Here is a 22211-nt window from a genome sequence, read left to right as displayed (position 1 = left end):
CCTTCTTGATCAGATCGCGCCGTCGTAGGCGACGTACGTCATCATTCCTGTGGCCATGTGGTACAGGTGGTGGCAGTGGAGCGGCCAGCGGCCGGGATTGGCCGTGTCGAATTCCACGGTCACCTCGGCCATCGGAGTGAGAAGGACAGTATCGCGTACGGCCCCGGGGATATCCTGGCCGTTGACGCGCACGACCTGGAAGTGATGCCCATGGAGATGCATCGGGTGCCCCATCATCGACATGTTCCGCATCGTCAGGCGAACCCGCTTGTCCTTCGAGACTTCCAGGGGCGCGGACGGAGCGAGGTCCCAGGCATATGCAGCCATGTCACCGGTCAGCGTCACCGCGAACTGATTGTCGGGCGCCCGCGCGGAGAGAGCGGTCCTTGCACGAAGCTTCTGCTCGAGAGCGAGGTCGAGAACGGGACCCGTCTTCGAGGCGGCGCTGCCGATCTTTGCGATAGCTGCGTCCTTCGTCGCGAGGACAATTCCGGTCTGCTCCGCCGCGCCTTCGCGCAGTGCAAGAACCGGATACGAACCCGAACCAGGAGGAAGCTCCAGCCGGATGTCGATGCGCTGCCCCATCGAGATGGGAAAGCGGCTTCCAGCCACGGGTTCGACATCGCGGCCGTCCACGGCGATCAGGCTGCCGACGATGCCGCCCGTGTCGATCGTGAACGCGGTGGCGGTCGCTCCGTTGATCATGCGCAGGCGGACGCGGGCGCCTTTCTCGATCCTGACGACCTCGGGATCGTCCAGGGTGCGGTCGTTGGCGAGATATGCATCGTATTCGATGTCGTTCAGATCCGATGACGACATCCCTTTCATCGGCATGCTCATCGTCGACATGCCTGTCATCGGCATCTGGTGACCCTGCATGTTCGTCATTGTCTGCATCATGCCCTTGTGGCTCGACTGCATCCCGCCATGGCCGGAGGAGCTGCCGCCCTTCAAGGTTTCCAGCAGTTCTTCGGGTGACTTGAACGAGAAGTCATGCAGCAGGACGACGACTTCCTGCTCGTCGCGGGCGCGGTCTTCTGCCGTCCGGACGATCAGAGGTGCCGCAAGCAGGCCCTGTTCCTGCAGGGTGTGCGCGTGCATCCAGTGGGTGCCGCCGGGACCGACAGGGAAGGCGTACTCCCGGCTCTGTCCGGCTGCGAGCGGTGCTGCCGGGTTTTCCGGCACGCCGTCCATGTCCCACGGCGGCGTCAGGCCGTGCCAGTGGATGAGCGTGTCCTCCTGGGACTGGTTGAAAAGGCGGACGCTGAGGTCCGAACCCGCATCGAGAACGAGGCCGGGCCTGCCGCTGCGGTCGGCCAAACCGAACACGCTGGCGGCCTTGCCGTTCACGTCCAGGATCCTCTTTCCAATGATGAGATCCACGGGGGCGGGGTTTGCAAACACGCGGGTGGAATTGATGACGGGCGAGACCGCTGCCGCACCCGCGGCCAGCGTCTTCAGAAATTGACGGCGATACATGATATGCCTCTCGATCCTTGTCGGCATGCCGACATGCTGATGATGGATTTCCGCTGGAACGCGGACGGATTCATCAGGCGGCGGACTGCGGAGGCTTGAGGCCGGGCGAGGGGGCTCTCCCGGTCAGGTGATCCTGAAGATCGGAGACACGAACCACCAGCATCGAGATGCCCGCCGATGTGGTCGGAAAAGGGAAAACCAGCAGGCAGACAGGGCAGGTGCTGCTGCAGCATGCCTGATCGCCGAGCGCCACCTTGCCTCTCGAATGGTGATCGTCACCGTGCGAATGGCCGATCGAAGCAACGGTCTCGGTGGAGCATGGCTGATGGGCGGCATGGGAGGCGGGCGCGCCGAAGAGAATGGCGGCCGCGATCATCGCGACGCATATCCTCAAAATCAGCGGTGACAGCCTCCGCAGGTTCATCTTGCTCGCCCTGTTGCGCCCGGGAACAACCTATCGCTTCACGATACGCCTGCGTTGATCTTCATCAAGTGGGGATCGGGGATGTGCGAAGAAGGCACCCCCGACCCCTCATGGACGAGCAGTAGCTCACATCGCGTGGCCGCCGACAAGTCCGAACGAGACTGCCGCCAGTGGCGAGACCAACTGATCACCATATCCTTTATCTCTACCCTTAGGGCTGTGCTCAATGGGCCGATAGTATGAAGTATTTCACGCATACCAATGCGATTGTTTCATGTTTTGTTCTAGTAAGAATCAAACTTCTTAATGCGTTTGTGGATTCTTCGTGTAGAGCGCCGCATCGGGCGTTAACTATCAATTCCAGGCGTACTTGCCTATTGCTTGGTTGATGCTTGGGCAGTTTAGTCGTTAGATTTGAAGGTGGTCTTGTTTTCTCTTTGATTTCCGTCCTCCGCCTGAATTTCTCGCTTCAGGCGGAGGTTTTACTGCGTCACTTTATTGGCTGTGCGTCAAAATCAATGGCTGCCCACACTGGATAGACTCCACTGAAATAGCACGATCTAACGAATTTTCCGCTATTTTCTCAATAAAAACAAAGAGTCGATGCTAACTATTCGCGCCAAATGTCACGAAGTCGCATTCTGTTGAGTCACGATTTCATACATTAAAGAAAGACCCGCCTAGGCGGGTCTGAGGCACGTTCGTGAAGTTAGCTACTTCACTGCCAAATCGCTCGGTATTTCCGACGCTTTGTAGATCGTCGCCACTCCCTTTTCCTTGAGAACAGGCGTGATACCCAAGGCAGTCAATGCAGCCTTCACGCGAGCGATGTTTCCTCGCCCGAGGGCGAAGTTCCTCAGCGTCACGTAGTCCTTTTTGAACTGGTCGATAGCCTCCGGGGAGAAATACCGCTGCTTCCGCCTGTTCACGGGATTTTCGGTTTCGAACGTCTCGATCAGGCCGACCTCTACAATACGCCTGACCGTCTGGGTCGTGGTGCCGAGCATACGCTCCGCGCGTTCGAACGTGACGCCAGGTGGATCGGCGGTTCCGAAAGCGCGCTTGACCTCATAGGCATCCAAAAAGATCTGGTCGAGCCGAAACGCTTCGCTCTGGCTTGCGTCAATGACAGCATTCGCCACGACGCCGTCGACAACCAGCGAAACAATCTCGGCGTAGCTGCGGCCGACCATTCTCGCGACGTAGCTTAGGCGTTTCATCCTGGGCGCAGGCGAACCGCGGGGGAGTTCATCGAGCAGTTCCATCAATTGCGCGTACGATGCGGCGGAAATCTTGCTGTCGGTCTCACTATCCGTGCTCGTCTTCAGCAATAGGCCTTTGCGGGTGATCGATCGCAGCGCCGGACCGCTGATGCGTAAGGCGGACTTCGCCTTTTCCGTGGGCAGGCGGTCTCGCCACTGCGTCACAAGTTCTTCCAATCTGTTCGCGTCGATCAAAACGCGACCGTCGGCTTTGGCGTCCGAACCAGGAGGCAGCACACCCGCCGTTGAAAGAATGCCCCGCAAGGTCGTTCGATGAATATGATGCCTCACCTCTGCCGTCCTGATGCTGTGGTACCTTCGGGGCAGGGCCGAGCCCAGGAAGCCGTCCTCGGGTCCCAGGGGATGAGCCGACATCGCGTGCTCGGCGATGAACGACACGACATCCCGATAGTCGTCGTCTTCCAGCCTCGTGCGCAGGAACTCCTGCAGCGGTCCGTACAGGTTTTTGAAGTGTCCTCGCCGTGCATTCGTCCAGTGCACGGCATCCTGTTCCTTTAGAAAATCACGAAGACCGTCGTAGCCGCGCGAGGTGACCTCGAACCCCGCGACGACGGCAGCCTGGCGCACCTCTTCGCCAAGTCTCCGTCGCCGGTAGCGGTCGCCAAGCAGCTTCATGCCGCCGACGATTTCGGTCAGAAGGAGCGCGGCGGGGAGGGGAAGGTCTTCCAACATGTCTCCCGACGGCCCGGCTCCTCCCGGTACGCGTGCCGCGTCCTGTGAGAGCGTTGCCGCGTCCTCGATCCGTTGATGGAAGTAGACGTCCGAAGCCTGGATGCACGAGTTGTCGCCTTCGTCCCGAAGAAGGGCGTCGAGAGTTCCAGACCCGCTAACGACCGCGCGTGAAAAGTCTCCATATGAGAACCGGTCGTAGTCGCTGCCGATCTGAACGAGCCCTGATCCGTGCTTGTGGCAACGTCCAAGAACACGCAGCATCCATGAGAACCGCTGATGGGGCCTGGCCTCGTGACGACCGCTCTCGTTGAGCCGGTCGTCACGTAGGCACGACGCGCAGACCCTTGCGGATTTCGCCCATACGTCTCTCAGGTCGAAGGTCATGTCGAAGATCTGGACGTTTCCGCCGACCTTGACCAAGTCGTGGCGGCGCAGGACGTCCTCCGAGATTCCGCTCATGCCAGAAAAACGCTCATACAGCTTTTCGCGACGGCTGTAACGCGCCCGGATGTCCATGTGCCGGCGGTAGTGGAACAGGGAGACGCCACGAGAGGCGGCGACGCGCGAGATGAACTGCGTGAGCGGTTCCACCGGTTTGATACAGGGGTAGGCCATCTCAACGTCCCTTCGTGCTACGAGCAGGCCTACGGACGCTGTCGAGTAGTTCCTGGAGAGAGTTGATCGGCAATATGTCGAGCCATCCCTCTTTGACCGCGAAGATGTTCTGCGATGGCCGGCAGCCGCTCTTGAGGGCGTATGCTGCGATGAAGTTTGCCGGACCCACGTAATCCTGCTCCAGCCTCATGGCGTTGTCGCAGGCGATCCGGGTCAACTCGATCGACGAGCCGAACGCGAAGTGGCTGGAGTGGAGGATCCGATGGACGAACTCTTCGTGGAGCACGTCGCGGGGTTCGAGACAGGCTTCGACGCGGATGATCTTCTCGACGATCTTGGTCGTGACAGGGATGTCCTCGGGAAAGCTCATGCGTCGGAATTCGATGATATGGCTCCGCTCCTTGAGCTGCCGTTCCGACTCACCATCCTGATGAAGAAATCCGGCGAGCGCTGGAACCCCGCTGAGGAACATGTGCAGGGGCCAGCCGGGAATCTGAAGCAAGTCCTTCAGCACGTCGGCCACCGTCTGAAGTTCTTTGACGGTGTCGCCGCGAAGCACATGTTGAAGCTCGTCGATCGCAAGGAACAGAGCCTGCTGCTCGCGGAGCTGGTTCTTCCACTCTTTAAAAAGGTCAAAGCCCGAGATCCTAGTGTTGTGGACTTCGTAGTTGAGCGCCCCAAGGCCCGCGAGCGCCAGACCCTTGAGTGTCAGGGGCTTCGGCGCGAGCATTGGGACCAGCGGCCGCACCGACACGCCATCCGCGGTCGTTCTCGGAAGGAACTGGCGCCTTTTCGCGATGTGCTTTTCGACAGAAGTCGTCTTGCCGGAGCCCGATTCGCCCAGGACGAAGAGCGCTCGCGCCTTGCCCGACTTGCCGAACAGCGCGGCGGCCGCGTTCTCGGTCACCCGGTCGAACTCCCTGTCCAGTTCCAGATCCCGCTTGGTACCGATATAGGCTGCCTGCATGCCGCCCATCCGGCGTGCACGCTCCTGCTGCTCCGGAGAGAGCGTGTCGAAGAGCGCTCTCGCGGCCTCGCTGAAACTTGCGTCATAATTCTTGAAGGTCATGTGATGCTCCATTGCTAATATTCGAAGTCGAGGCCATCGTCGTCGTCTGACGATGGATCTGCTGGGTTCATGAAGCCGGACGGATCGGGTCGCACGACCTTCTCGGCCTGGGCCTGTGCCTCCACCGCCGCGCGGCTGGTCCCCAGGTGGCGAAAGGCATCGATGCCGGTTTCCAGCGGGTCGTGCGGGATTCGGAGTTCGGCCAGATCGGGAGCTGGACCATCGATGTCGTCTTCGATCTCCCGGTCGAAGTAGTTCTTTTCCGCAACCGCATATTGCTTGGCGGACGGAACGTCGGTGCCCAGCTCAGCGCGTGCGGATGCGGCGTGACCTGCGCGACGGAGGTCGTTGACCGCCGCGAGCAGGACGGAGAGCTTCATCTTCGCGTTGGCCCGGTGAATTGCGGCGTGCTCCTTGGCAGCGCCGACCCATTCCCAGACGCTGACGTCGTCGGGCAGTCCCATGCTGGCTTCCGCGGTCACCCACTCGGACCCGTCGAAGAAGGAGATTTTCCAGAGGCTGAAGCGGTCGATCCGGATGTCCGCCGTGGGCGCCTTGGAGCCGGGGAGGGCGGCCTGGTTTCGCCTCATCTGCTGGAGCTTGAGATGGTTGTAGTGGATCCCAAGGAACCGCACGCCCTTGTCGGAGATGGAGCGGCGCATCTTCGTGCCGAAGACATGGCGCCTCTGGTCGGGATGCAGAGGCGGCAGGATGCCGTGTTTCGCGGTAAGGCGGAGCCAGGCGTTATGCGGCGTCTCGCCGCCCAGTCCCTCGTGCGGCGTATGGTGGTAGATGTCGACGATGGCGCGGACCAGAAGACGGTTCAGTTCGTCAACGTTGAGCCTCGCGACCGCACCGTTCGGTCCGCGTTCGACCACATTCGCGAACGTTCGTCCCTCGAACCAGTGAAGGAACCGAAGCCCCTCCGTTTTGAAGAGCGACTCGATGTGGCCGCGGCCGGCGGCCCAGCCTGCAGCCGTGAACTGATGCTCGCCCCTAAGCTGCGCTACCGAGGCGCGCAGTTCCACTGCTCGGAAAGCCGGCCCCCAGTCGGTCACGAGCGTCGAGAACAACACGTTGTAGATCCAGGGAGTGCCCGCTCCGATCACCGCCGAGATATGCGTCTTGTTGGAGACGGCCATCTCCAGAGCGGCGAGCGAGGAATCCTTGGACGGCGCCCGTGCGCTGAAGCGCATCGCCAGGATGGCTCGGGTCGCGACGTCGATCACGGTCGTGATCCAGATGCGGGCGCTCTTGATCAGATCCAGTTGCTCGTCGGTCATCTTTCTGGTGAGGCCGGAAAAGGCGAGCAGGGTGACGAGATCGATCTTCCACTCGTCCATCTCAATGCGCTGGCCAGGCCGCCTGATCTGAAGTCCGTTCCGGACCGATGCGAACGAAGCCTGGGCGATTTCTTCGCCCAGGCGGCCGGCGACGATGTAGTACTTGCCAAGGCTTTTGACCATTTTCCCGAAGAGGATTTCGGACGGCATCTCGTGAAGCCTCTGGCCCCGTAGCTCCCGTTCGGCGTTCAGCTCCAAGACCTTCGCCTCCAGCATCTGGAGGGCGGCCTTGACCTTCGGACGCTTCTTGCTGGCGTAAATCTTGGCATGGTCGAGCCAGACAAGCAGGTCGTCCGGGTGGTGCCGGGACGGAATGACGCCGGGGCCGTTGTGAGCGCTGACGAGACTCTCCACTCGAAAGCTGTTTTCGGCATAGTTTATGAACAGACGATAGAAGTGGCGCGGACATACCAGCTTCCTCCACTTCCAGACGGTTCCGCCCCGCGTGCTTCCGCGCATCGACTGTTCGTTGACGGTCTTTTCGATGATGGGGATGAGATCTTCGAGGCATGCGGCGCCGAGCGTGACCTTCTTGCGCTTGAAACCGGCCTCGCGCAGGCCCGGATAGTCCGGACCTACGGCCTGGATCTTCACGAATTCGTCCAGAGCATCGGCGTAGAAGAACGCCTTTCCAGCTTGTGCGGCGGGACGTCCGTGAGGTTTGGAAGGCCGAGCGCAAGCTCGGAGCTTCCCCGCTCGATCCTGAACCGGTTCTCGCAATGGAGGGTGTATATCTGCTCGTGTCCGAATTCCTCGTTGAATCCGTTTCTATCGCGCAGCACCGTCTTCCTAACGTCCTGGCTGACGAGCACGTAGTCCTTTTCGTCGACGACGATACGAGTTGCGTCGCCGAGGTAGTACATCGGCACCACGGCGGCAGGCTGGTTGAAGGCAAGCGGGGCGGCTACTGCCATGATGACGCCCTCGACGGTACCAGAACGTCCATCAGGGTGTGGTCCTCGATCAGCGAGGGCCTGACTGGGCGCAGCCAGCCTTCGTCGACGAGACACCAAAGGGCGATGCGGCGGAAGGCCTGGATCTCGAGGTCCTTTAGGAGTTCACCGAAAAGGATCCTGCCTTTCACCTCGCGTAGAAGCGCCTTCGTCCCCTCGACGTCGTCTTCGTTTCTCCCCCGCCTCGCGTATAGGATCTCCTCGGCGTTCGCGGCGGCATACTCGCTCGCGTAGTACTCGGTGACGAAGCTGACGTCGTCTGCAAGCCCGCCGATGCCGGCGTCCTTGATCCGCAGCAGCATGTCGAAGAACTCGTTCGGATCGATCTTGTCGAACGGCTTGATGGCAATCGCCACCCGTTTGCCATCGAGCTTCCTGGCCCAGATGTCGAACGTGTGGGAACGCCTCACGCCATGCCGGTCGATGTAATACACGCGGGGCCACTGCTCGCGGAGTTCGACGATTTCCCTTGTCGCCAGGATCTTCCCGGCCTTGATCTCGAGAGCGCTTTCAGCAACGATGCGCCGTCCGCTCAGCGGGTTGTAGCGATCGCCTCTGGTGTTGAATGGCGACTTGTCGGATGGAATGCGCGCCGCCTGCGTCGGCAGCGGCGGTTTCTCGAACGTTTCCGTAATCGTCGGGCGTAGATAAGTCACTTCATCCGGGATCCGGTAGTCCGGCACGAGCCCCGCGCGCTTCTCCAAAGGTGCTGCTTGACCAGATGTTCGCGCCTCATGTGAGACCTCCTCGTCTAGCGAGGACATCACGCGGGTATCCGCGTCGAACTTTTGGGGTGACGCGGGCGTCGTCCCGACATGGCGTTTCAAAAACTCGTCTCATTGGATCCTCTGATTTCGACATAGCTTCGCCGTCCGCGTGCGAGCAGCAGATTGGGGAGGCTTGGAAAGTGGGAAGGAGAGCGGGCCTCGTCGGCGACCGACAAGGCCCGCTGATTAATGGATCGGACGCTTCACGGCCCGACGACGCAGGGAGAGCCGCCAGAGGCTTGCGGGAGTGTCATCCGGGTCAGAAGCGTGGTTTCTCGGCGGAGGCGCATATTTCGTCAGCAGCTCTGCGAGGAGCGAGACCCCATCGCTCTCGACCACGAGCGGCTGGCTCCTGTGACGTAGCCGCACCGAGTCGAACAGGCGTCGTTCGAGGTCGTGGTAGGAGCCAGAGCCGCGGGCGGGTTCCAGGTCTACCGAGCTGAGGTCGACAGGATCGCCGGCGGGAAGTTCGAGGTCTATGGAATTTCTTTTCTTCATCTGGATCTCCCTCTTTCATGGTTGGTTTTCACGGTGGGGTGCCAGAGCGCGCGGGTTCGCCTTCGCAATCCGCGAGGACTCCGTTCGTATTCGATTGATTTCGTTTGGAAAGCCGCCGCGGCGTCTCGCTAGCGGGAGCGCTTGATCCGGGAGCGCATCTCCTCAGGCGTGGGCGGTGGTGGAAGATTGCGAAGACGTTGCCAGGAGACGCCGAGCACCATAGGCAGGTATAGCTTTATCGTCTCGGCGAATTCTTCCCTGGTCGGTACCGGGTAGTGTCGCCCAGTCCGGGCGATCATAACGGCGATCTCCTCGAACAGTCGCACATAAAGCGCGTCGACGTCGCCCGCATGGGCCTGCCGCCATTTGTCGATGACGGCGAACTGAAACGCCGTGCCCAAGGGATCTTTGGAGAGGTTGCCCATCCAACGGGGGCAATGCGGATGCCTGCGGGTAAGTTGTGTGATGATATCTTCCATCTGACGTATCTCCATGTCACAGTTCAGCGATCGCAGCGGAAATCCACTACGTGCTGGAGTTCGAATTCTGGTTCAATGGGGCGGCCGCCTGCGACTGGCCTAGCAGTTCGCCTCAGGCCCTTCCATCGTCAACTGCCTGATCACGACCGTTGCAGCGAACTCGCCCGCTAGTGCGGTGCTTGAAGTCCACGGCAGAAAAAGGCCTCGAAATCTCTTTGGATTTCGTTCCGTTCTGTTCTGATTTTCGGGCTGGCATGGCGGGGAGCACCGGGAGATCGGCGCGGCCCCGAGGGGATCGCGCAATCAGCGGGCGGCTATGCCAGCCGCTCCTATCGAGCCTGCTATAGGCGATATGGTCATTTGCGTGGATCCCACGTTGGCGACGATGCGAAGGCATTCCGACGCCTTACAGGTCCGGCGTCAATTTCGACTTTAGTATGATCCGCAAACTCGTACCGACGGCGTCGAATCCATCGGGTTTGTTTCATGCATCGGCATCCAAGACCGTGAGTCCGCAAATGGACAACGCTCGCTGGGGGCAGAATGTACAACACGAAGATTATCGAGGAACTCGTCAAGGCGCTGGAGCCCTTGATGGCAGAACTGGATTTGTTTCACACCCTCCACCGGCAGGGACTTCATGATCGAATGGTGTTCTGGCGACCGGGGGAAGGCGAGTGGCGGTCGCCCATGGAAGTCATGTTGAAGGTTCAGTCCGAGACGGGACTCGAGCAGCTCGATTGGGCTGACCTGGAAATTGGAATTCAGGATGTCCTGTTGAACCCGGTGGGGACGAACGGATGGCACTACTATTTTCCGGTCGACCCTATGCAGGGCGAGTCGCCCGGCGATCGGGAGACCGTTCTCGAGTTGATCGAAACCAGGCTTCGGACCGAGCCGTTTTATCCAACTGGGACGAGCCAGCCGAACATCCCTGATCACGGCGCGCTTCTATCGCTATGGCACGAGCTGGAATACGCACTTCCTGACGACGCGGATGTAATCGTCGACAGGGACTCCCAAGGCAACGAAACGCTTTCGTTCGTCTACGACCGTCAGAGCTTCGAAGTGATCTTCTCTTTCGATTATCGAGCGGGAGTGGAGCTGCGCATCGATGGGGAGGATTCCGATCGCTCCAAATCCAGCACCACGGAGGTAACGGAGATGATGAAGCGTCATCTTGCAGGATTGGGCTACAGGAGATGGTGATAGAACATGGTAACGTTGCGCCTCGACGCCGGCCTTCTCGGGCTTAGATCGAGGTTGCCTTGCGCGGCCTATGGCGTGCGATGCTAGGCGGACGTGGAAGCAATGGGGGCGGGGGCGGCCCAAGAAAAAGTTCCGAGCGGGTAGGCCAGTGGAGCAAGGGGGTCGTCACAGCCCGCTCGTAGTCCAATGATTTGCCGGTGAGCAAGGGATAGAGCGCAAGCCCTACCATCTTGGCAACGATCGGCGAAATCGCACCATCGAGCTGTCTTCGCTCAAGATCCAGCGCTGCAGTCAGTCGCCAACGGAGTGGAAATCCATTGATCGACGCGAGCATGTTCCGCGTCAGTTTGAATTTATAGTTGGGATCGACCACAAGCTCGGGCGCCGGGAGCTCCTCGGCGAGCTTCGAAATGTCTATGCTTAGTTCTTCCCACTCACCCAGATTAAACTTCCCGTTGGACAGCGTGAACGCTGGCGCGAGCCCGTCTCCAAGTCTCGTTTTGAACGCGCGGTACCACGCTTCGTAGGCGCTGTTTTGCTTGCTATTCTGGATCGACCGATGTCGTCCGGGCGCTGCCAGATTACCGATCGCATGCCACAGCGACTTCCGCACCGGGTTGATAATCACCGGCATCTCGAACGTCTCGATCGCGCGACGCGACATCGCGACGAGAACGTGATGCCGCTCCGTTTTCGGCAGGCCGGCTCTCGAAGCCTGCACTTCGATCCACCTCGACCCATAGCCGAGGACGTCGAAGGAGTTCTCGATCTCCGCTCTGGACGGAGCGCTAGCCTTCGTCATCATCGAAGGATCCACGCCAAAGAACACGGCGCGCGGACGGAGGTCGCGCACGACAAGAATAAAGCCGTCGAAGACAGATCGGTGAAAGTCGGTACCCTTCACCTTTGGAGAAAATGGAAACATCATCGTGCCGCTCGTCACGAGATCGACTTCTCGGAGTCCCATTTCTTTGCACTGGCGCAGAAGATCGCTTGGGTCGGTATAGTCTTTGAGGGGCCAGGCGCGTCGATTGTCCTGAAGGATTCGGCGTGCATTGATCGACGGTTCGAAAAGTGCGGCGGGTGCGAAACCAGCGGTCTCGAGGCCGAGAGAGGCACCACCGATTCCTGCCATCACGTCGACGTGCAACAGCTCGCGAGGTGGCGTTCCGTCGATGCGAGGCGTGCGGATCAGGGGTATCGTACTCCTCGTGCCGGCGAGAAAGGCGATACTTTGAAATAGCAAGGAATCGGGATTGGAGGCGGACGAGGCGATTTCGTTCGGCGAATATACGTGCTGCTGAAGATCGGAAAGAGCATGCCAGGATTGAAGGAATGCCGCTTCGATCATATCGCTCTTCGCGAGGACAGGCACGCGCGAGCGAGGCGGCTGCTTTTCGCCAAACGTTGCTTGGAAGTAGTGGGCGACCACCGCCGCCTTCTCGCGAATTCTTTCGATATCCGCGTCCACGCCGTGCTCAGTGCCTCCTGTGGCGCTGGTCTTCGCCGTGTGTGCGGCCCTATTGAGGAGTTCGAGCAGCTCGCGGCTGCTTGTCTTCAAGGATCGAGGCATGTCTCGACCAACGGCAAGCGCGGCGGCGTTGAACTTCGCCCGGCGCTGTTGTTGCGCCACTCTCGGGTGCCAGGCTTGCGGCGCACGCCCAGCTCGAATCCTTTCCACGTCCGCTGGGACAAGCCGTATTCCGCTTTCGATCGCCGCAAGACACTCGTCCTTAGTATCGGACTCGCATTGCAAGAGAGCGTAGACCACAGCCGCAGAAACCCGGTTACTCTCCAGGACGTCTATATGCCGGCCGAGTTGGGCTTCGACTCTTGCGAGGGCCGTGGCCTCTTCCTTCGTAATTTCCAGTTCCCGCTCCAGCCAGCTAGCGATCCAGCCATCGGAAAGATCGGGATGGTTTTCACGTAGTTGCTTGATGGTCGCAATGATCCGGTAAAACGCGGCTGAAGCCCGCTCGCGGTAGGGTCGCAGATGTGGTTCGACAGAACCGAGGCCCCCGAGTTCTGTCCGCTCTTCGACGTCCTCGTGCTCCGCCATCCTAAAAACCCCCCGCGTGCTGTATCCCGGCCTTTTCGCGACATCTAGCAGCAGTCCATTGCCGTATTGAAAACGTCCTTGGTAAACCAAGTCTTTGGTCTAGTTGGGCTGGCTCCGCTAATCGCGATGTATTCGAGGAGACGCGAGCGGCTCCTCTTCGCCCTCTGTTATTCCGTCTTCGAGGCGGAGCTCGGTGAGGATTCGGGGGCCGTCTCCGCTCTTATGATCCTTTCGTCCGCGGAACCGCGGCGCTGCGTAGCATTTCGCTCTTAGCCAGCTCACGGCGTCAACGCGCCGGTTGGCATCGACCCCAACCTTGCGGGATCGAGTGTCGGTATATCGAACTACAAACCAAGCGTCGGATGGATCGTCGGTAGTTCAATTGCGTATGCGGGTTCGACGAGCCACCTCCCTTGAATAGGATCGTAGACGCCGGGAAGGGGATGGTACCGGTCGATGACCTCGTAGTCGCTGTCGGTCGTTATTATGCAGGTGTCGTATGCGATCGAGGTCGCCGCTATCATGAGGTCGTGACTGACGCGATCAGTGCGGCTGTTCGGCTGGGGCTGCCAGAAATGCCTGAGATTGCGGTTGGCCATCATCTCGGAAAGTATTCCCTCCATGGCCTTGTCCATTCCGAAGTATATGAAGTCCGCCCTGTCCAGATCCTCGATGACGGCGCGCACTCTCGCGGCTACGATGGGGTCGTTGGCCATTCTGAGGCCGCGCTTGATTTCGATCATGACCGGGAAGCAGAGACAAAAGTCGGCGAACTGGGAAACGGCCTGCAGCCAGGCCTGCAACCCATCCGGCGGTCTCCGCCGCGCTCGGGCGCTGACGATGTTGGTGTCCAGTAGCAACCGAGGCCTTCCCACGGTGATGCTGTTTCCAACGCTGGCCATATGCAATCCGAAGGCAGATTTGATCTCGGAGCGAAGAAACAGTAGATTGACGCGGGCGTCAATGTGAGTGGCCCAATCAGGTATACAAGGAATTCGGACGCATGACGAAAGTCTGGAGCCGTAAGGAAGCCGAGGAAGACATTGAGTCGTTGCTCGACGAGGCGCGGGCGAACCCACAGACGGTCCTGGAGCACGATGGAATGTTCATCGTCCGGTTCCGACCGGGCGTAAGGAAACCTGTTTCGGAGTGGGCGGTCCTTCCCGGAACATTGGAAGACGACGACGTCCTGTAAGTCCTCGGACTTCAATCGAGGTCGCCGAAATCGACGCCCCTGCATTGGGCAGAAAGATCTTCACCGGTAGTGCCCTATTGATCTATCCAAGTTGAAACGACTCATCCCGTCCGCTACGCTTGTCTGGCTGCACTGCACCGGACGAGATGAACCCGCCCGCCACAAAGCCTGTCCCACCACGCCGACGCACCAGATGCGCGTCTCCAGGAGGTGATGAACATGCTCGCCCAGAAGAACCTCATCCAAGCTGCCGACGCCGTCGACCAAGCGCTTGCATGGCACGATGGTGACCATCGGGCTACAATCCAGACTCTTCTTGAAGACTGCGCGCACCTGCAGGCTGAACTGGCGGTGGCGTCTGCCTGCTTGAGCAAGGGTTTCACGCGTGGCTGGCGGCCGCAGGCGGAACGTCAAGAGGGCTAGGTCGAGGTGCACGCATAACTGCATCGGTGGTTTCGGCGCGTCCGCTCATGTCTCTCCTCGGATTGCACGAAGTCAGCATCCGATCGTTCCTGAAAGTGCGCAAGGGACGCAGGGACGGTGCGACGCCGCCGCTTGATCCGAACCGGGTACCCCGGCCTCCTTGGACGGCTCCGGCGAGAGCGGCGCGCTCGTCACGAGGCCGTACCTTCCCAGTTTCAAAGGGGTGAGTTTCCGTCGGTAGCGACGGAGGGATTGAGTTTGTGTCATGCCTCGGCGTCCAGGAACGTGGAGCTTGATACGGACGAGACACGCCGGGGATTTCGTCACTCGTCGTTCCAGCCGCTCCACCAAGAATCCGTGTCCACGCCGGACACGATCTCCGCAAGAGTCAGGTTCCGTGGGTCTTCGGTAGGCACTACGAAATCGCAACTGAATGGAAAGCTCTTGTCCATTTCCGCTCCGTCGCCACGCCGCACGTCGGAATTCGATCCCCATTGTAGGCTTACAGTGATCGATCCCGACGCTCGGTAGCGCACCGATGCGCTCGTGATTTCGACTACCTCCGTACTCTCGGTGTAGATCTCCTCGATTCCGTGATGGGTGGCGATTTCGTCAAGAGACTGGATCGTTTCCGACATGAGATCGTCTACCGCTTCTTCATCGAGAGACTCGACCAAGGGTTCTATGAGGGCGGAGCGATATTCGAAGTAAGCCGTGTACAGATCGACGAGGTCGTCAACGACCGGTGCGACTTCCTGGTCCTGAAGATTGAGATCCGAGATCAGCGTGCCCTGCCGAGCGTGAACGTGTTTGCTCAACCGGTTGAATGATCGCAGGACACGAGAGCGAATTGGCCGAGGATCGAAGCCGAGCTCGGTCGACAGAAATTCGTCCGTAAGGCCGCCTTGGAGCCAGTACTGAATTCGCTGAGCGCGAACTGGCCCATCCCGTTCCGGCTCCTTCCTGTACCAAGAGCAGCTCTCCACGTCGTCGCTGGGAGCGAGAGTCCCCATAATGTGTTCGAGCAGGACCCTGATTGATACGGAAAAGAACACAAGACGGAGCGGATTTTTACCGTCAGCGAGAACCATTGACGCTGCGGTCAGTGCATCCTTCGAAAAGCCGTCGATCTTGAGGTCGGCGAGCCCCAACAGCCTGGTACTTGCAGTCATCGTCCCTCCAAAGCCGCTTCGATGTGCTGCTGATCGTCGCTGAACCATACGTGTTTCGCTGCCGTAAACTTGTCAATCTATGGTCCGAGAACGCTCGGAAAGAGGACGTGCTCGCGAGCACGGAGGAGGCGCTTAGGCCAGCCTCGCGATATCGCGTCCGCGGTCAGCTTCATCGCATCGGACGAAGCGGGTTGGATCACGGGCGAAGCTCTGATCGTCGCCGGCGGCGCAGGTATGTAATCGTCCACACTGGTTCGACTTCCGACAACGGGGTCGAACCAGTATTTTGGCGGAATGCCAATCCCCCGATAGCGGACCGGGCGGCTGGCTTTTATTCCAATAGAAGGCAACCCAGCCGCCCTGATCAGCAATCAAGCCGGTCACTCGTCGTCGTCATTGTCGAATTCGATCTCGCGCAGTGCCTTTCGGGCGTCGGCGTGTCGTTTTTCGGAGAGGATCGAGCGATCCAAGGAGCGGGTCTGTTCCGCGGCCAACTTCCCGACGGCGCCGCCTTCTTCCAACCACGGTTGGATCAGTGCCTTCTTCGCTCGAAGCGTCTCGACGAAGCCGAATTCACCGTGAACAACCCCGGTGTTGCGAATGCTTCGCGCCACGCCGTCTTCGACCGTCTCGTCGTCGGGAAACGTTCTGAGCAACGCCTTTAGAACGCCATGCGTGGTCTCTTCCCCGTGGTAGTTCGTCATCACCGCGACGACGAATTTTGCGTCCTCCGGTCGACCTTTCGCGATCTCCGCCAGTAGCGCGTCCGCGAACGCTTCCGTCATCGTGGGGAAGGCCGCGGCCAGAACACGACCTCCGCGATAGCTGAACAATCTGGAATTCGTCTCGAACCATCCACGAACTTTCGCGGTAGCGAGTCCCGGCTCTGACGCCAGCGGAGCGTTGAGATGATGAAACCGGTGCGGCACAGCTTCGTAGCGCGTCCCCTCGATACTATTTCCAGGATGCTCGAGCCGACGCCCGAAATAGTCCCAGACGAGGTCGAGGTGTGTGGCGGCTACATGGGAAAGAACGCGGTCGACATTGTAGACGACTTCTGGAACCTCAAGAAGGCTGTCGAGAATGAGCAGCGCGTCCACGGTCTCCAAGCCCTGAAAGAAGGGCGTCGAGTGCGGAAGGAAGGCAATGCGCACCCACCGTGAATCCTTCGCATCGATCAGATGTCGGATTGCGGGACGGAAGAACTCCTCGTGGGAAGGCGTTCCTTCTGGAAAGTTTCGCATCGCGAATATCATGGATTCGGCGATAGTCGGCCGATCGTCATCCTCGATTGCTCGGCCCAGAAGCCGCAGCAGGGTGTGCGGGTCATCGGGCTTGGACACTCGCCAGTGCGCCGCGATCGGCCAGAGGTGGCCGTGCATCTGCAGGAACCTGTCGAGTATCCGGCCATATACCGTCTGGTCTCCGGCCTTGAAAAGACCGTTCAGAAAGGCGGCCAGAAAGCGGAGCAGGTCGTCGGAAGCATGCACGAGGACGAACTCCCCGATGTCTGGCGATCTCTGAGACAATCTTTCAAGGAACGTTGCAAATCGCGGGAAGGTCGCCAGGTCGTTCGACTTGGTGGCTGCGCACCGCTCGAGAAACACAAGCCACAAACCCTGCGTTTCCGCGGACACTTCGGCGAGCATGGATTCGAGCTGCTCGTCTCTGTAGGTCTCGACTCGTTCAATATCGAATTCGCGGTCTTCCCACTGCCACGGCATGACGCCGTCGAATCCTACGAGGATCTTGTACCGGGAGTATGTCCCGTCGTTGTTCAATCGTTCCCGCAGTTCGAGGATTCCCTCTCTCAGGGCCGCCGCCTGAGCTTTGCATCCGAAGGGGGCGTTCTCTGCTGCGACGAGTTCGGACGCTCGGTAGTAGGAGTAGAGCGCCGCGTGCTCGATCGTCTCACGCAGCTCGTAAGACATGTCTTCGGCTCGCTCGCTGAAGAACTTGATGATCTGCAGATGATCCGCGAGGCTCTCGCGCATAAATTCGGCACTCGGGCCGTTCCGACCAGATCGCGTGGCGTTATCCAGGGCATAAAAAATCTCGCGCCGGTCGCCATCGGTCTCGGCGCTTTCGTACATCGTGAACAGCGCGGAAATCGCGCGCTGTCGGAGTTCGCGAACCTCGTTCACCGGCACCTCTCCGGAGTTCAGCGAAACTGCGTTCGCCGACCATGTGCTCGATGTCGCTTCGGCGTCGAGGAGGCTCTTCCAGAATTCGATGACGATCGGGCGTACGTCGCGCTCGACGAGAGCGGGGTCGCCAACAACTTCCGCCAGCCGGTATTGAACTTCCGGCCCGACTTGCTCCCAAACTCCAAGGTGATAGCCGGCCAGTTGGCCGACGATTTCTATGATGCGTTTTCGACGTCGCTCGTCGGCTTCCTGAGGAAAGATTCGCCTCAACGCAAGGAACGACTGTTCGACCGCCGCGTACTTGTGGGCTGCGATAAGGTCGATCACCGCATCGACGATCTGTTCGGCGTCATACCCGGCGAACGACCCGAACGTTCCGTCAATCGGCTTCGTCGACGTGGTTCGGGCTTTTTCGCTGGCCTCGACGATCGCCTCCAGAACTTCCGGGAGGATCGATGGAACATCGTCATATAGAGGAAGAAGATCGTCTGCGAGCGACCGAAGGAGTTCGTAGCGCTGGTTGTTGTCTTCAGCCTTCTTCAGGGATTCGAGAACGTTCTGATCGAACAATTGCTTGCCGGCTACAAGGCGCTCGTAGTCCTGCTGCACGCGCTGAAACTCGTAACCTGCCGGAACCAGATACTTGTCCATGATGCGGTTGAACCGCTTTCTGATCTGTTCAAGGGCTTCGTTCCCGAAGCCCTCGCGAGCATCGGCCTTGTAGACGATGTCGTGCGACGTCTCCGCCCAGGCGTGGATCAGGATTGTCTGTATCTGAACCTCGCAGCGCAATCCCGCGAACGCTCGGTACTCCGGCAGGGCTAGGCGAGCTGCATTCAATGAAACGGTGTAGTGGATCGCCTGGTACCGGACCTCGCCATTCTCCTCAACGGGATGGTGTATCTTGGTGGCGTTCCGATCGACGTCGAAATTGTCGAACACGACGCTGGAATTGATGAAGCGGTTCACGTCGCCGTTTGTATAGAAAATTAACCGTACACCCGCGAGGTCCCGGCGCAAGGAAGCGATGTCCGGAGCGTCGAGATTGCCGGTCTCCTGAAGACGCTTGCGGAGACTGCCGGGCGTCTTCGCTCGAGCCTGGATCGATTGCGGCCGAGGAAGACCGTCCTCCGCGACAATCGCGCTTTCGAGAACTTGCCTTACGGTATCGGCGAAGGCCTGGTACCGGTTAAATTCTGAGCGCTCGTAATCGTCGAAGTTCATCGCGACACCCCGGTTTTCTGTCTTTGATACCGTTCCATAGAGCTGGACGCCATCTCCACGATCAGGACAACGATACTTGCTCACAACTTTGGCGAGCTTGTCGCTCTCTTGCCGATCCGATTGGCGTCGCGGCAGGGCCGGTTCGAGAATAGGGCATCAAGGACGAACGGCCCTGAAGCACGTCTGTCGTGCTCGGCACGAATATGGTGAAAGACGCGTATTGTCCGAAATGGTCACGACTCAGAAAATCACTGAAGTCTAGTTGACTCTTGGAAATTTGTTCATATTTTGTTCTCCATGATCCAGCTCCGTCGAATATCACGAATAGGTTGAACGGCAGGCCGCTCCGAGGCGGCACATGCATCGTTTTTCGTATTCGAGGATGTTCATGATGAGCCATTCGCATGTCGAAATGCCGTCGGCCCTGTATGCTGCCTATGAAAAAGCATCATCCCAACTTTTTTATCCCAGAGGCACCGTCCGCTGCTCTGCAGACCCTATGTTCCGATCGCGCGCTGCCCGTGATCTCGGGTGCGTTCTGGACGTGGACCCCGACGTCGTCGCGTGGCTCTGCCTTCCGATCGAGTTCAAAACAGAATTCGGACCCCATGTGCCGGATTTCCTGGTGGACTACGAAGGCGGGACCAGAATTTTCTTGGACGCCGTCGAGGTCGAACAACATCCGGAAATTATCGAAGGCGCCGCACTAGCCGGCCTGCGTTATCGCGGCGTCGCACGCAAGGAGATCGAACGCGGCTATCGCTTGGCAAACGCCCGCGACATGCTTCGTTACGCGACCTGCAGGACCCCGCTTAACGACAGGATCAGGATGCTTTCTGCGCTTGAAGAAGCCGGCTCCTTGACGGTAGCAGAATGCCTGGGCGTGTTCCGAGAAGTCCAGCCGATGACCGGCGTGTCCTGGATGGTGCTGCACCGGATGGTCGTTCTCGACCTCGACGAAGCGATGATCGGTCCCGAGACCGTGATCCGCCGCGTTCAGCGTTGAGGGAGGGCGGCATGACAAACCCTCATCAAATCCGCCGAACGGTGACGTTGGAGCGCGTTGCCTACGGCTTCGCCCTCAAAACGGCCGCTAGACTAGGCGGTGCCTTCAAGAAGGTGGAGAACGGCCGCCAAGTCGTGATAGCTCTCCGGCTCCCCGCCGGTTCTGACTTCCTAGAGAATGTCGCCGCCGCGAGCGTCCTCGTTCGCTCGGTCGAAGCTCTGAGCATGTTCGGGGTCGCGTTTCCAAAGTTCAGCAGCAGAGGCGGACCTGATGCGCAGAGCATTCGTGACGACCTGAAAACCAAGCCCTCGCTCCTGATTATCTGGCCGTCTGGATACGCGTTGCCCAGAGACATCGCTTTGGCCGCCGATCGCGTTGTGGACGTCGGCCCGGTTAGCCCATTCCATCTTGTCTCGGCTGCGAAACAGTTCGCCGATCAAAATATCGAGTTGGCGGAGGCAAGAACTATGCTGGACCACTCCTTGTCCGACGTATTCGCGGCCTTCCGGGCGAAAAGGCCGGCATCGACGGTGCTGGGCCGGTTAGTAGAAGTCGAGCAGGGCGAAAAAACCTCGGCCGCCGGACCTCGGCTCGAAGACCTTGTCGGGTATGGAGAAGCGAAGAGCTGGGGGATGTCTCTCGCCAGGGACATTCGCGCATGGAGGGAAGGAAACCTCCGCTGGTCGGAGGTTGATCGAGGGTTGCTGCTGAGTGGGCCGCCGGGAACGGGGAAGACGATGTTCGCAGGCGTGCTGGCGCGGACCTGCGGCGCCCACCTCGTGGCGACCTCGGTCGCGAGATGGCAGGCGGCGTCTCATCTCGATGGCACGCTGAAGGCGATGCGACAAAACTTCGAAGAAGCCATCCTCCATAAGCCTAGCATCCTCTTCATTGACGAATGCGACGGAATTGGCGATCGAACCCGGCTTGTCGGAACCGAGCACGAGACATACTGGGCTCAGGTGATCAATTCCTTGCTCGAATTGATCGACGGCCATGAAAGGCTTGAGGGCGTCTGCGTTATCGGAGCGACGAACTACCCCGACATGATCGACGCCGCCCTGCGACGACCGGGTCGTCTCGACAAGCATATCGTGATCTCCCTTCCGGACAGTCAAGAGCGCAAGCGTCTATCGCGCCTGTACTTCGGCGACCAATTGTCCGAAAGCGAAGTCGAAGCTCTAGCCGCCGCGACCGCCGGGTTCACGGGAGCACATTTCGAGAAGACTGGCCGAGACGCCAAGAGAGCCGCCCGACAGGCCGGGCGGGCGGTCTCCATCGACGACGTCCTGGCGGTGCTTCCCGTGCCGAAGAGGATCGCCGGCGGCGAGCGTCGGATGGTCGCCATTCACGAGGCCGGACACGCTGTCGTTGGAGTTCGACTAGGGGTTGGCTTCCTGCAAACCGTAGCCGTCCCGTGGGAGGCGCATGCCTCGCACCCGCTGGGCTTCGCTCACTTTCAGTTCGAAGACGATGCCCTTATGGACAGGCAGGGGTATCTCGACCAGATCGCAATGACTCTCGGGGGCAGGGCGGCGGAGGAGGTCATCCTCGGGACAACTTTCGAAGGCGCCGGGGCGGGCGAAGGCGCGGATCTCCACAAGGCGAGCGACCTCGCCACCAGGTTGGAAGTCCAGCTCGGCATGGGAGAAAGCCTTGCCTACTTCAATTTGAAATCCCCCGAGCAGCGGGACCGCGTTCGTCAAACCAATCACGTCGTCGCGGCACGGGTGGAGCGTCTCCTCGCTCGTGAGATGGAGCGAAGTCGCGAGATCGTCACGCGATTCCGCGCGGCCGTCGAACAGATTGCCGACATCCTTGTCGCGAAGGCTATCGTCGAAGGCGACGACGTCAGGCGCATCATCCGGGAGAGGTCGAAATGACGGAAGGGAATTCGACACCGGAGGTCGACTGGAGGCTGGTCGTGCGAAGCCTGAAGGAACGCGGGACTCCGGAAGGGCGAATGCTCGTGGAGAAGGCAATCCTTGAGGCTGGAGGAATTCCGCTCCGACTTCGCGAAGCGCGGCATCGGCTCTTCATTTTGACGACGTCTGCATCCGAGGGGCGGCCGGCGATCATCGAAACGGAAGGTGGGCTGGTCTGCGTGATCGCCGTGGATGATTTAGTAGACATCGTATTGGAAAAGGGGCCGACCTTGGGAGAGGTCGTCGCGAAGGGACGCTTCAGACTATAA

The 22211-nt window shown here is 59.7% G+C and carries 20 protein-coding genes; 7 read left to right on the top strand and 13 right to left on the bottom strand.

What is annotated here, in order from left to right:
* Window positions 1–9: 9 nt before the first annotated feature.
* The 9 genes from GQ59_RS20980 to GQ59_RS20945 all read right to left on the bottom strand — a co-directional run bounded on the left by GQ59_RS20980 (window position 10) and on the right by GQ59_RS20945 (window position 9582).
* Complete coding sequence (locus GQ59_RS20980) at window positions 10–1479, bottom strand: multicopper oxidase family protein (RefSeq protein ID WP_037084782.1); 1470 nt, start codon at window positions 1477–1479, stop codon at window positions 10–12.
* Between the two features lie 73 nt (window positions 1480–1552).
* Complete coding sequence (locus tag GQ59_RS20975; protein WP_152564408.1) at window positions 1553–1903, bottom strand: hypothetical protein; 351 nt, start codon at window positions 1901–1903, stop codon at window positions 1553–1555.
* Between the two features lie 713 nt (window positions 1904–2616).
* On the bottom strand, window positions 2617–4473 hold the full coding sequence (locus GQ59_RS20970) for a TniQ family protein (protein ID WP_037084658.1): 1857 nt from the start codon (window positions 4471–4473) through the stop codon (window positions 2617–2619).
* Between the two features lies 1 nt (window position 4474).
* Entirely contained in the window at window positions 4475–5542 is a 1068-nt protein-coding gene (locus GQ59_RS20965) for a TniB family NTP-binding protein (protein WP_037084781.1), read from the bottom strand.
* Between the two features lie 14 nt (window positions 5543–5556).
* Window positions 5557–7479, bottom strand: coding sequence for a TnsB C-terminal domain-containing protein (locus GQ59_RS20960; RefSeq protein WP_244448019.1), 1923 nt, complete (start codon window positions 7477–7479; stop codon window positions 5557–5559).
* Window positions 7476–7799 carry a hypothetical protein gene (locus GQ59_RS33120; protein WP_244448018.1) on the bottom strand — a complete coding sequence of 108 codons (324 nt, stop codon included), beginning with the start codon at window positions 7797–7799 and terminating at the stop codon, window positions 7476–7478. Before GQ59_RS33120 ends, GQ59_RS20960 begins: the two co-directional genes overlap by 4 nt.
* A complete protein-coding gene (locus GQ59_RS20955; protein WP_244448017.1) occupies window positions 7790–8602 on the bottom strand; it encodes a hypothetical protein in 813 nt (270 codons plus the stop codon). Before GQ59_RS20955 ends, GQ59_RS33120 begins: the two co-directional genes overlap by 10 nt.
* Before the next feature lie 189 nt (window positions 8603–8791).
* Entirely contained in the window at window positions 8792–9103 is a 312-nt protein-coding gene (locus GQ59_RS20950) for a hypothetical protein (protein WP_037084657.1), read from the bottom strand.
* 128 nt (window positions 9104–9231) lie between these two features.
* Entirely contained in the window at window positions 9232–9582 is a 351-nt protein-coding gene (locus GQ59_RS20945) for a hypothetical protein (RefSeq protein WP_037084655.1), read from the bottom strand.
* Window positions 9583–10125: 543 nt separating this feature from the next.
* Between GQ59_RS20945 and GQ59_RS20940 the strand changes: the two genes are divergently transcribed.
* Complete coding sequence (locus tag GQ59_RS20940) at window positions 10126–10791, top strand: hypothetical protein (RefSeq protein WP_037084653.1); 666 nt, start codon at window positions 10126–10128, stop codon at window positions 10789–10791.
* Between the two features lie 43 nt (window positions 10792–10834).
* Here GQ59_RS20940 and GQ59_RS20935 read toward each other — a convergent pair whose 3' ends face one another.
* Entirely contained in the window at window positions 10835–12850 is a 2016-nt protein-coding gene (locus GQ59_RS20935; RefSeq protein WP_037084652.1) for a DNA cytosine methyltransferase, read from the bottom strand.
* Between the two features lie 344 nt (window positions 12851–13194).
* Entirely contained in the window at window positions 13195–13752 is a 558-nt protein-coding gene (locus tag GQ59_RS20930) for a type II toxin-antitoxin system VapC family toxin (protein WP_051904104.1), read from the bottom strand.
* A gap of 101 nt (window positions 13753–13853) precedes the next feature.
* On the opposite strand from GQ59_RS20930, the gene GQ59_RS20925 reads away from it, so the two are divergent.
* The gene (locus GQ59_RS20925; RefSeq protein WP_037084651.1) at window positions 13854–14045 is read left to right on the top strand and encodes a hypothetical protein; all 192 of its coding nucleotides are present in this window, start codon (window positions 13854–13856) and stop codon (window positions 14043–14045) included.
* 219 nt (window positions 14046–14264) lie between these two features.
* Window positions 14265–14468, top strand: a complete 204-nt coding sequence (locus GQ59_RS20920; RefSeq protein WP_051904110.1) for a hypothetical protein — start codon at window positions 14265–14267, stop codon at window positions 14466–14468.
* A 323-nt stretch (window positions 14469–14791) separates the two neighbouring features.
* On the opposite strand, the gene GQ59_RS20915 is transcribed toward GQ59_RS20920, so the two are convergent.
* Window positions 14792–15640: a pPIWI-associating nuclease domain-containing protein gene (locus GQ59_RS20915; RefSeq protein ID WP_037084649.1), complete on the bottom strand. Its 849-nt coding sequence runs from the start codon at window positions 15638–15640 to the stop codon at window positions 14792–14794.
* A gap of 69 nt (window positions 15641–15709) precedes the next feature.
* On the opposite strand from GQ59_RS20915, the gene GQ59_RS31340 reads away from it, so the two are divergent.
* Entirely contained in the window at window positions 15710–15880 is a 171-nt protein-coding gene (locus tag GQ59_RS31340; RefSeq protein WP_244448016.1) for an SDR family oxidoreductase, read from the top strand.
* Between the two features lie 140 nt (window positions 15881–16020).
* On the opposite strand, the gene GQ59_RS20910 is transcribed toward GQ59_RS31340, so the two are convergent.
* Entirely contained in the window at window positions 16021–19011 is a 2991-nt protein-coding gene (locus tag GQ59_RS20910; RefSeq protein ID WP_037084648.1) for a GTP pyrophosphokinase, read from the bottom strand.
* Window positions 19012–19402: 391 nt separating this feature from the next.
* Here GQ59_RS20910 and GQ59_RS20905 point away from each other — a divergent pair, with 391 nt between their 5' ends.
* Genes GQ59_RS20905 through GQ59_RS20895 form a run of 3 tightly spaced genes read left to right on the top strand, consistent with a single transcriptional unit; the run spans window position 19403 to window position 22211 of the window.
* The gene (locus tag GQ59_RS20905; protein ID WP_244448015.1) at window positions 19403–20017 is read left to right on the top strand and encodes a hypothetical protein; all 615 of its coding nucleotides are present in this window, start codon (window positions 19403–19405) and stop codon (window positions 20015–20017) included.
* Window positions 20018–20028: 11 nt separating this feature from the next.
* The gene (locus tag GQ59_RS20900) at window positions 20029–21900 is read left to right on the top strand and encodes an AAA family ATPase (protein ID WP_037084646.1); all 1872 of its coding nucleotides are present in this window, start codon (window positions 20029–20031) and stop codon (window positions 21898–21900) included.
* Window positions 21897–22211 (top strand): hypothetical protein, encoded by a 315-nt coding sequence (locus GQ59_RS20895; protein WP_037084645.1) that lies wholly within the window; start codon window positions 21897–21899, stop codon window positions 22209–22211. Before GQ59_RS20900 ends, GQ59_RS20895 begins: the two co-directional genes overlap by 4 nt.

Source organism: Neorhizobium vignae (assembly GCF_000732195.1).
Classification (GTDB): Bacteria; Pseudomonadota; Alphaproteobacteria; order Rhizobiales; family Rhizobiaceae; genus Neorhizobium; species Neorhizobium vignae.
The sequence above is the reverse complement of the archived record's forward strand: the minus strand, read 5'-3'. Positions and strand labels throughout refer to the sequence as shown.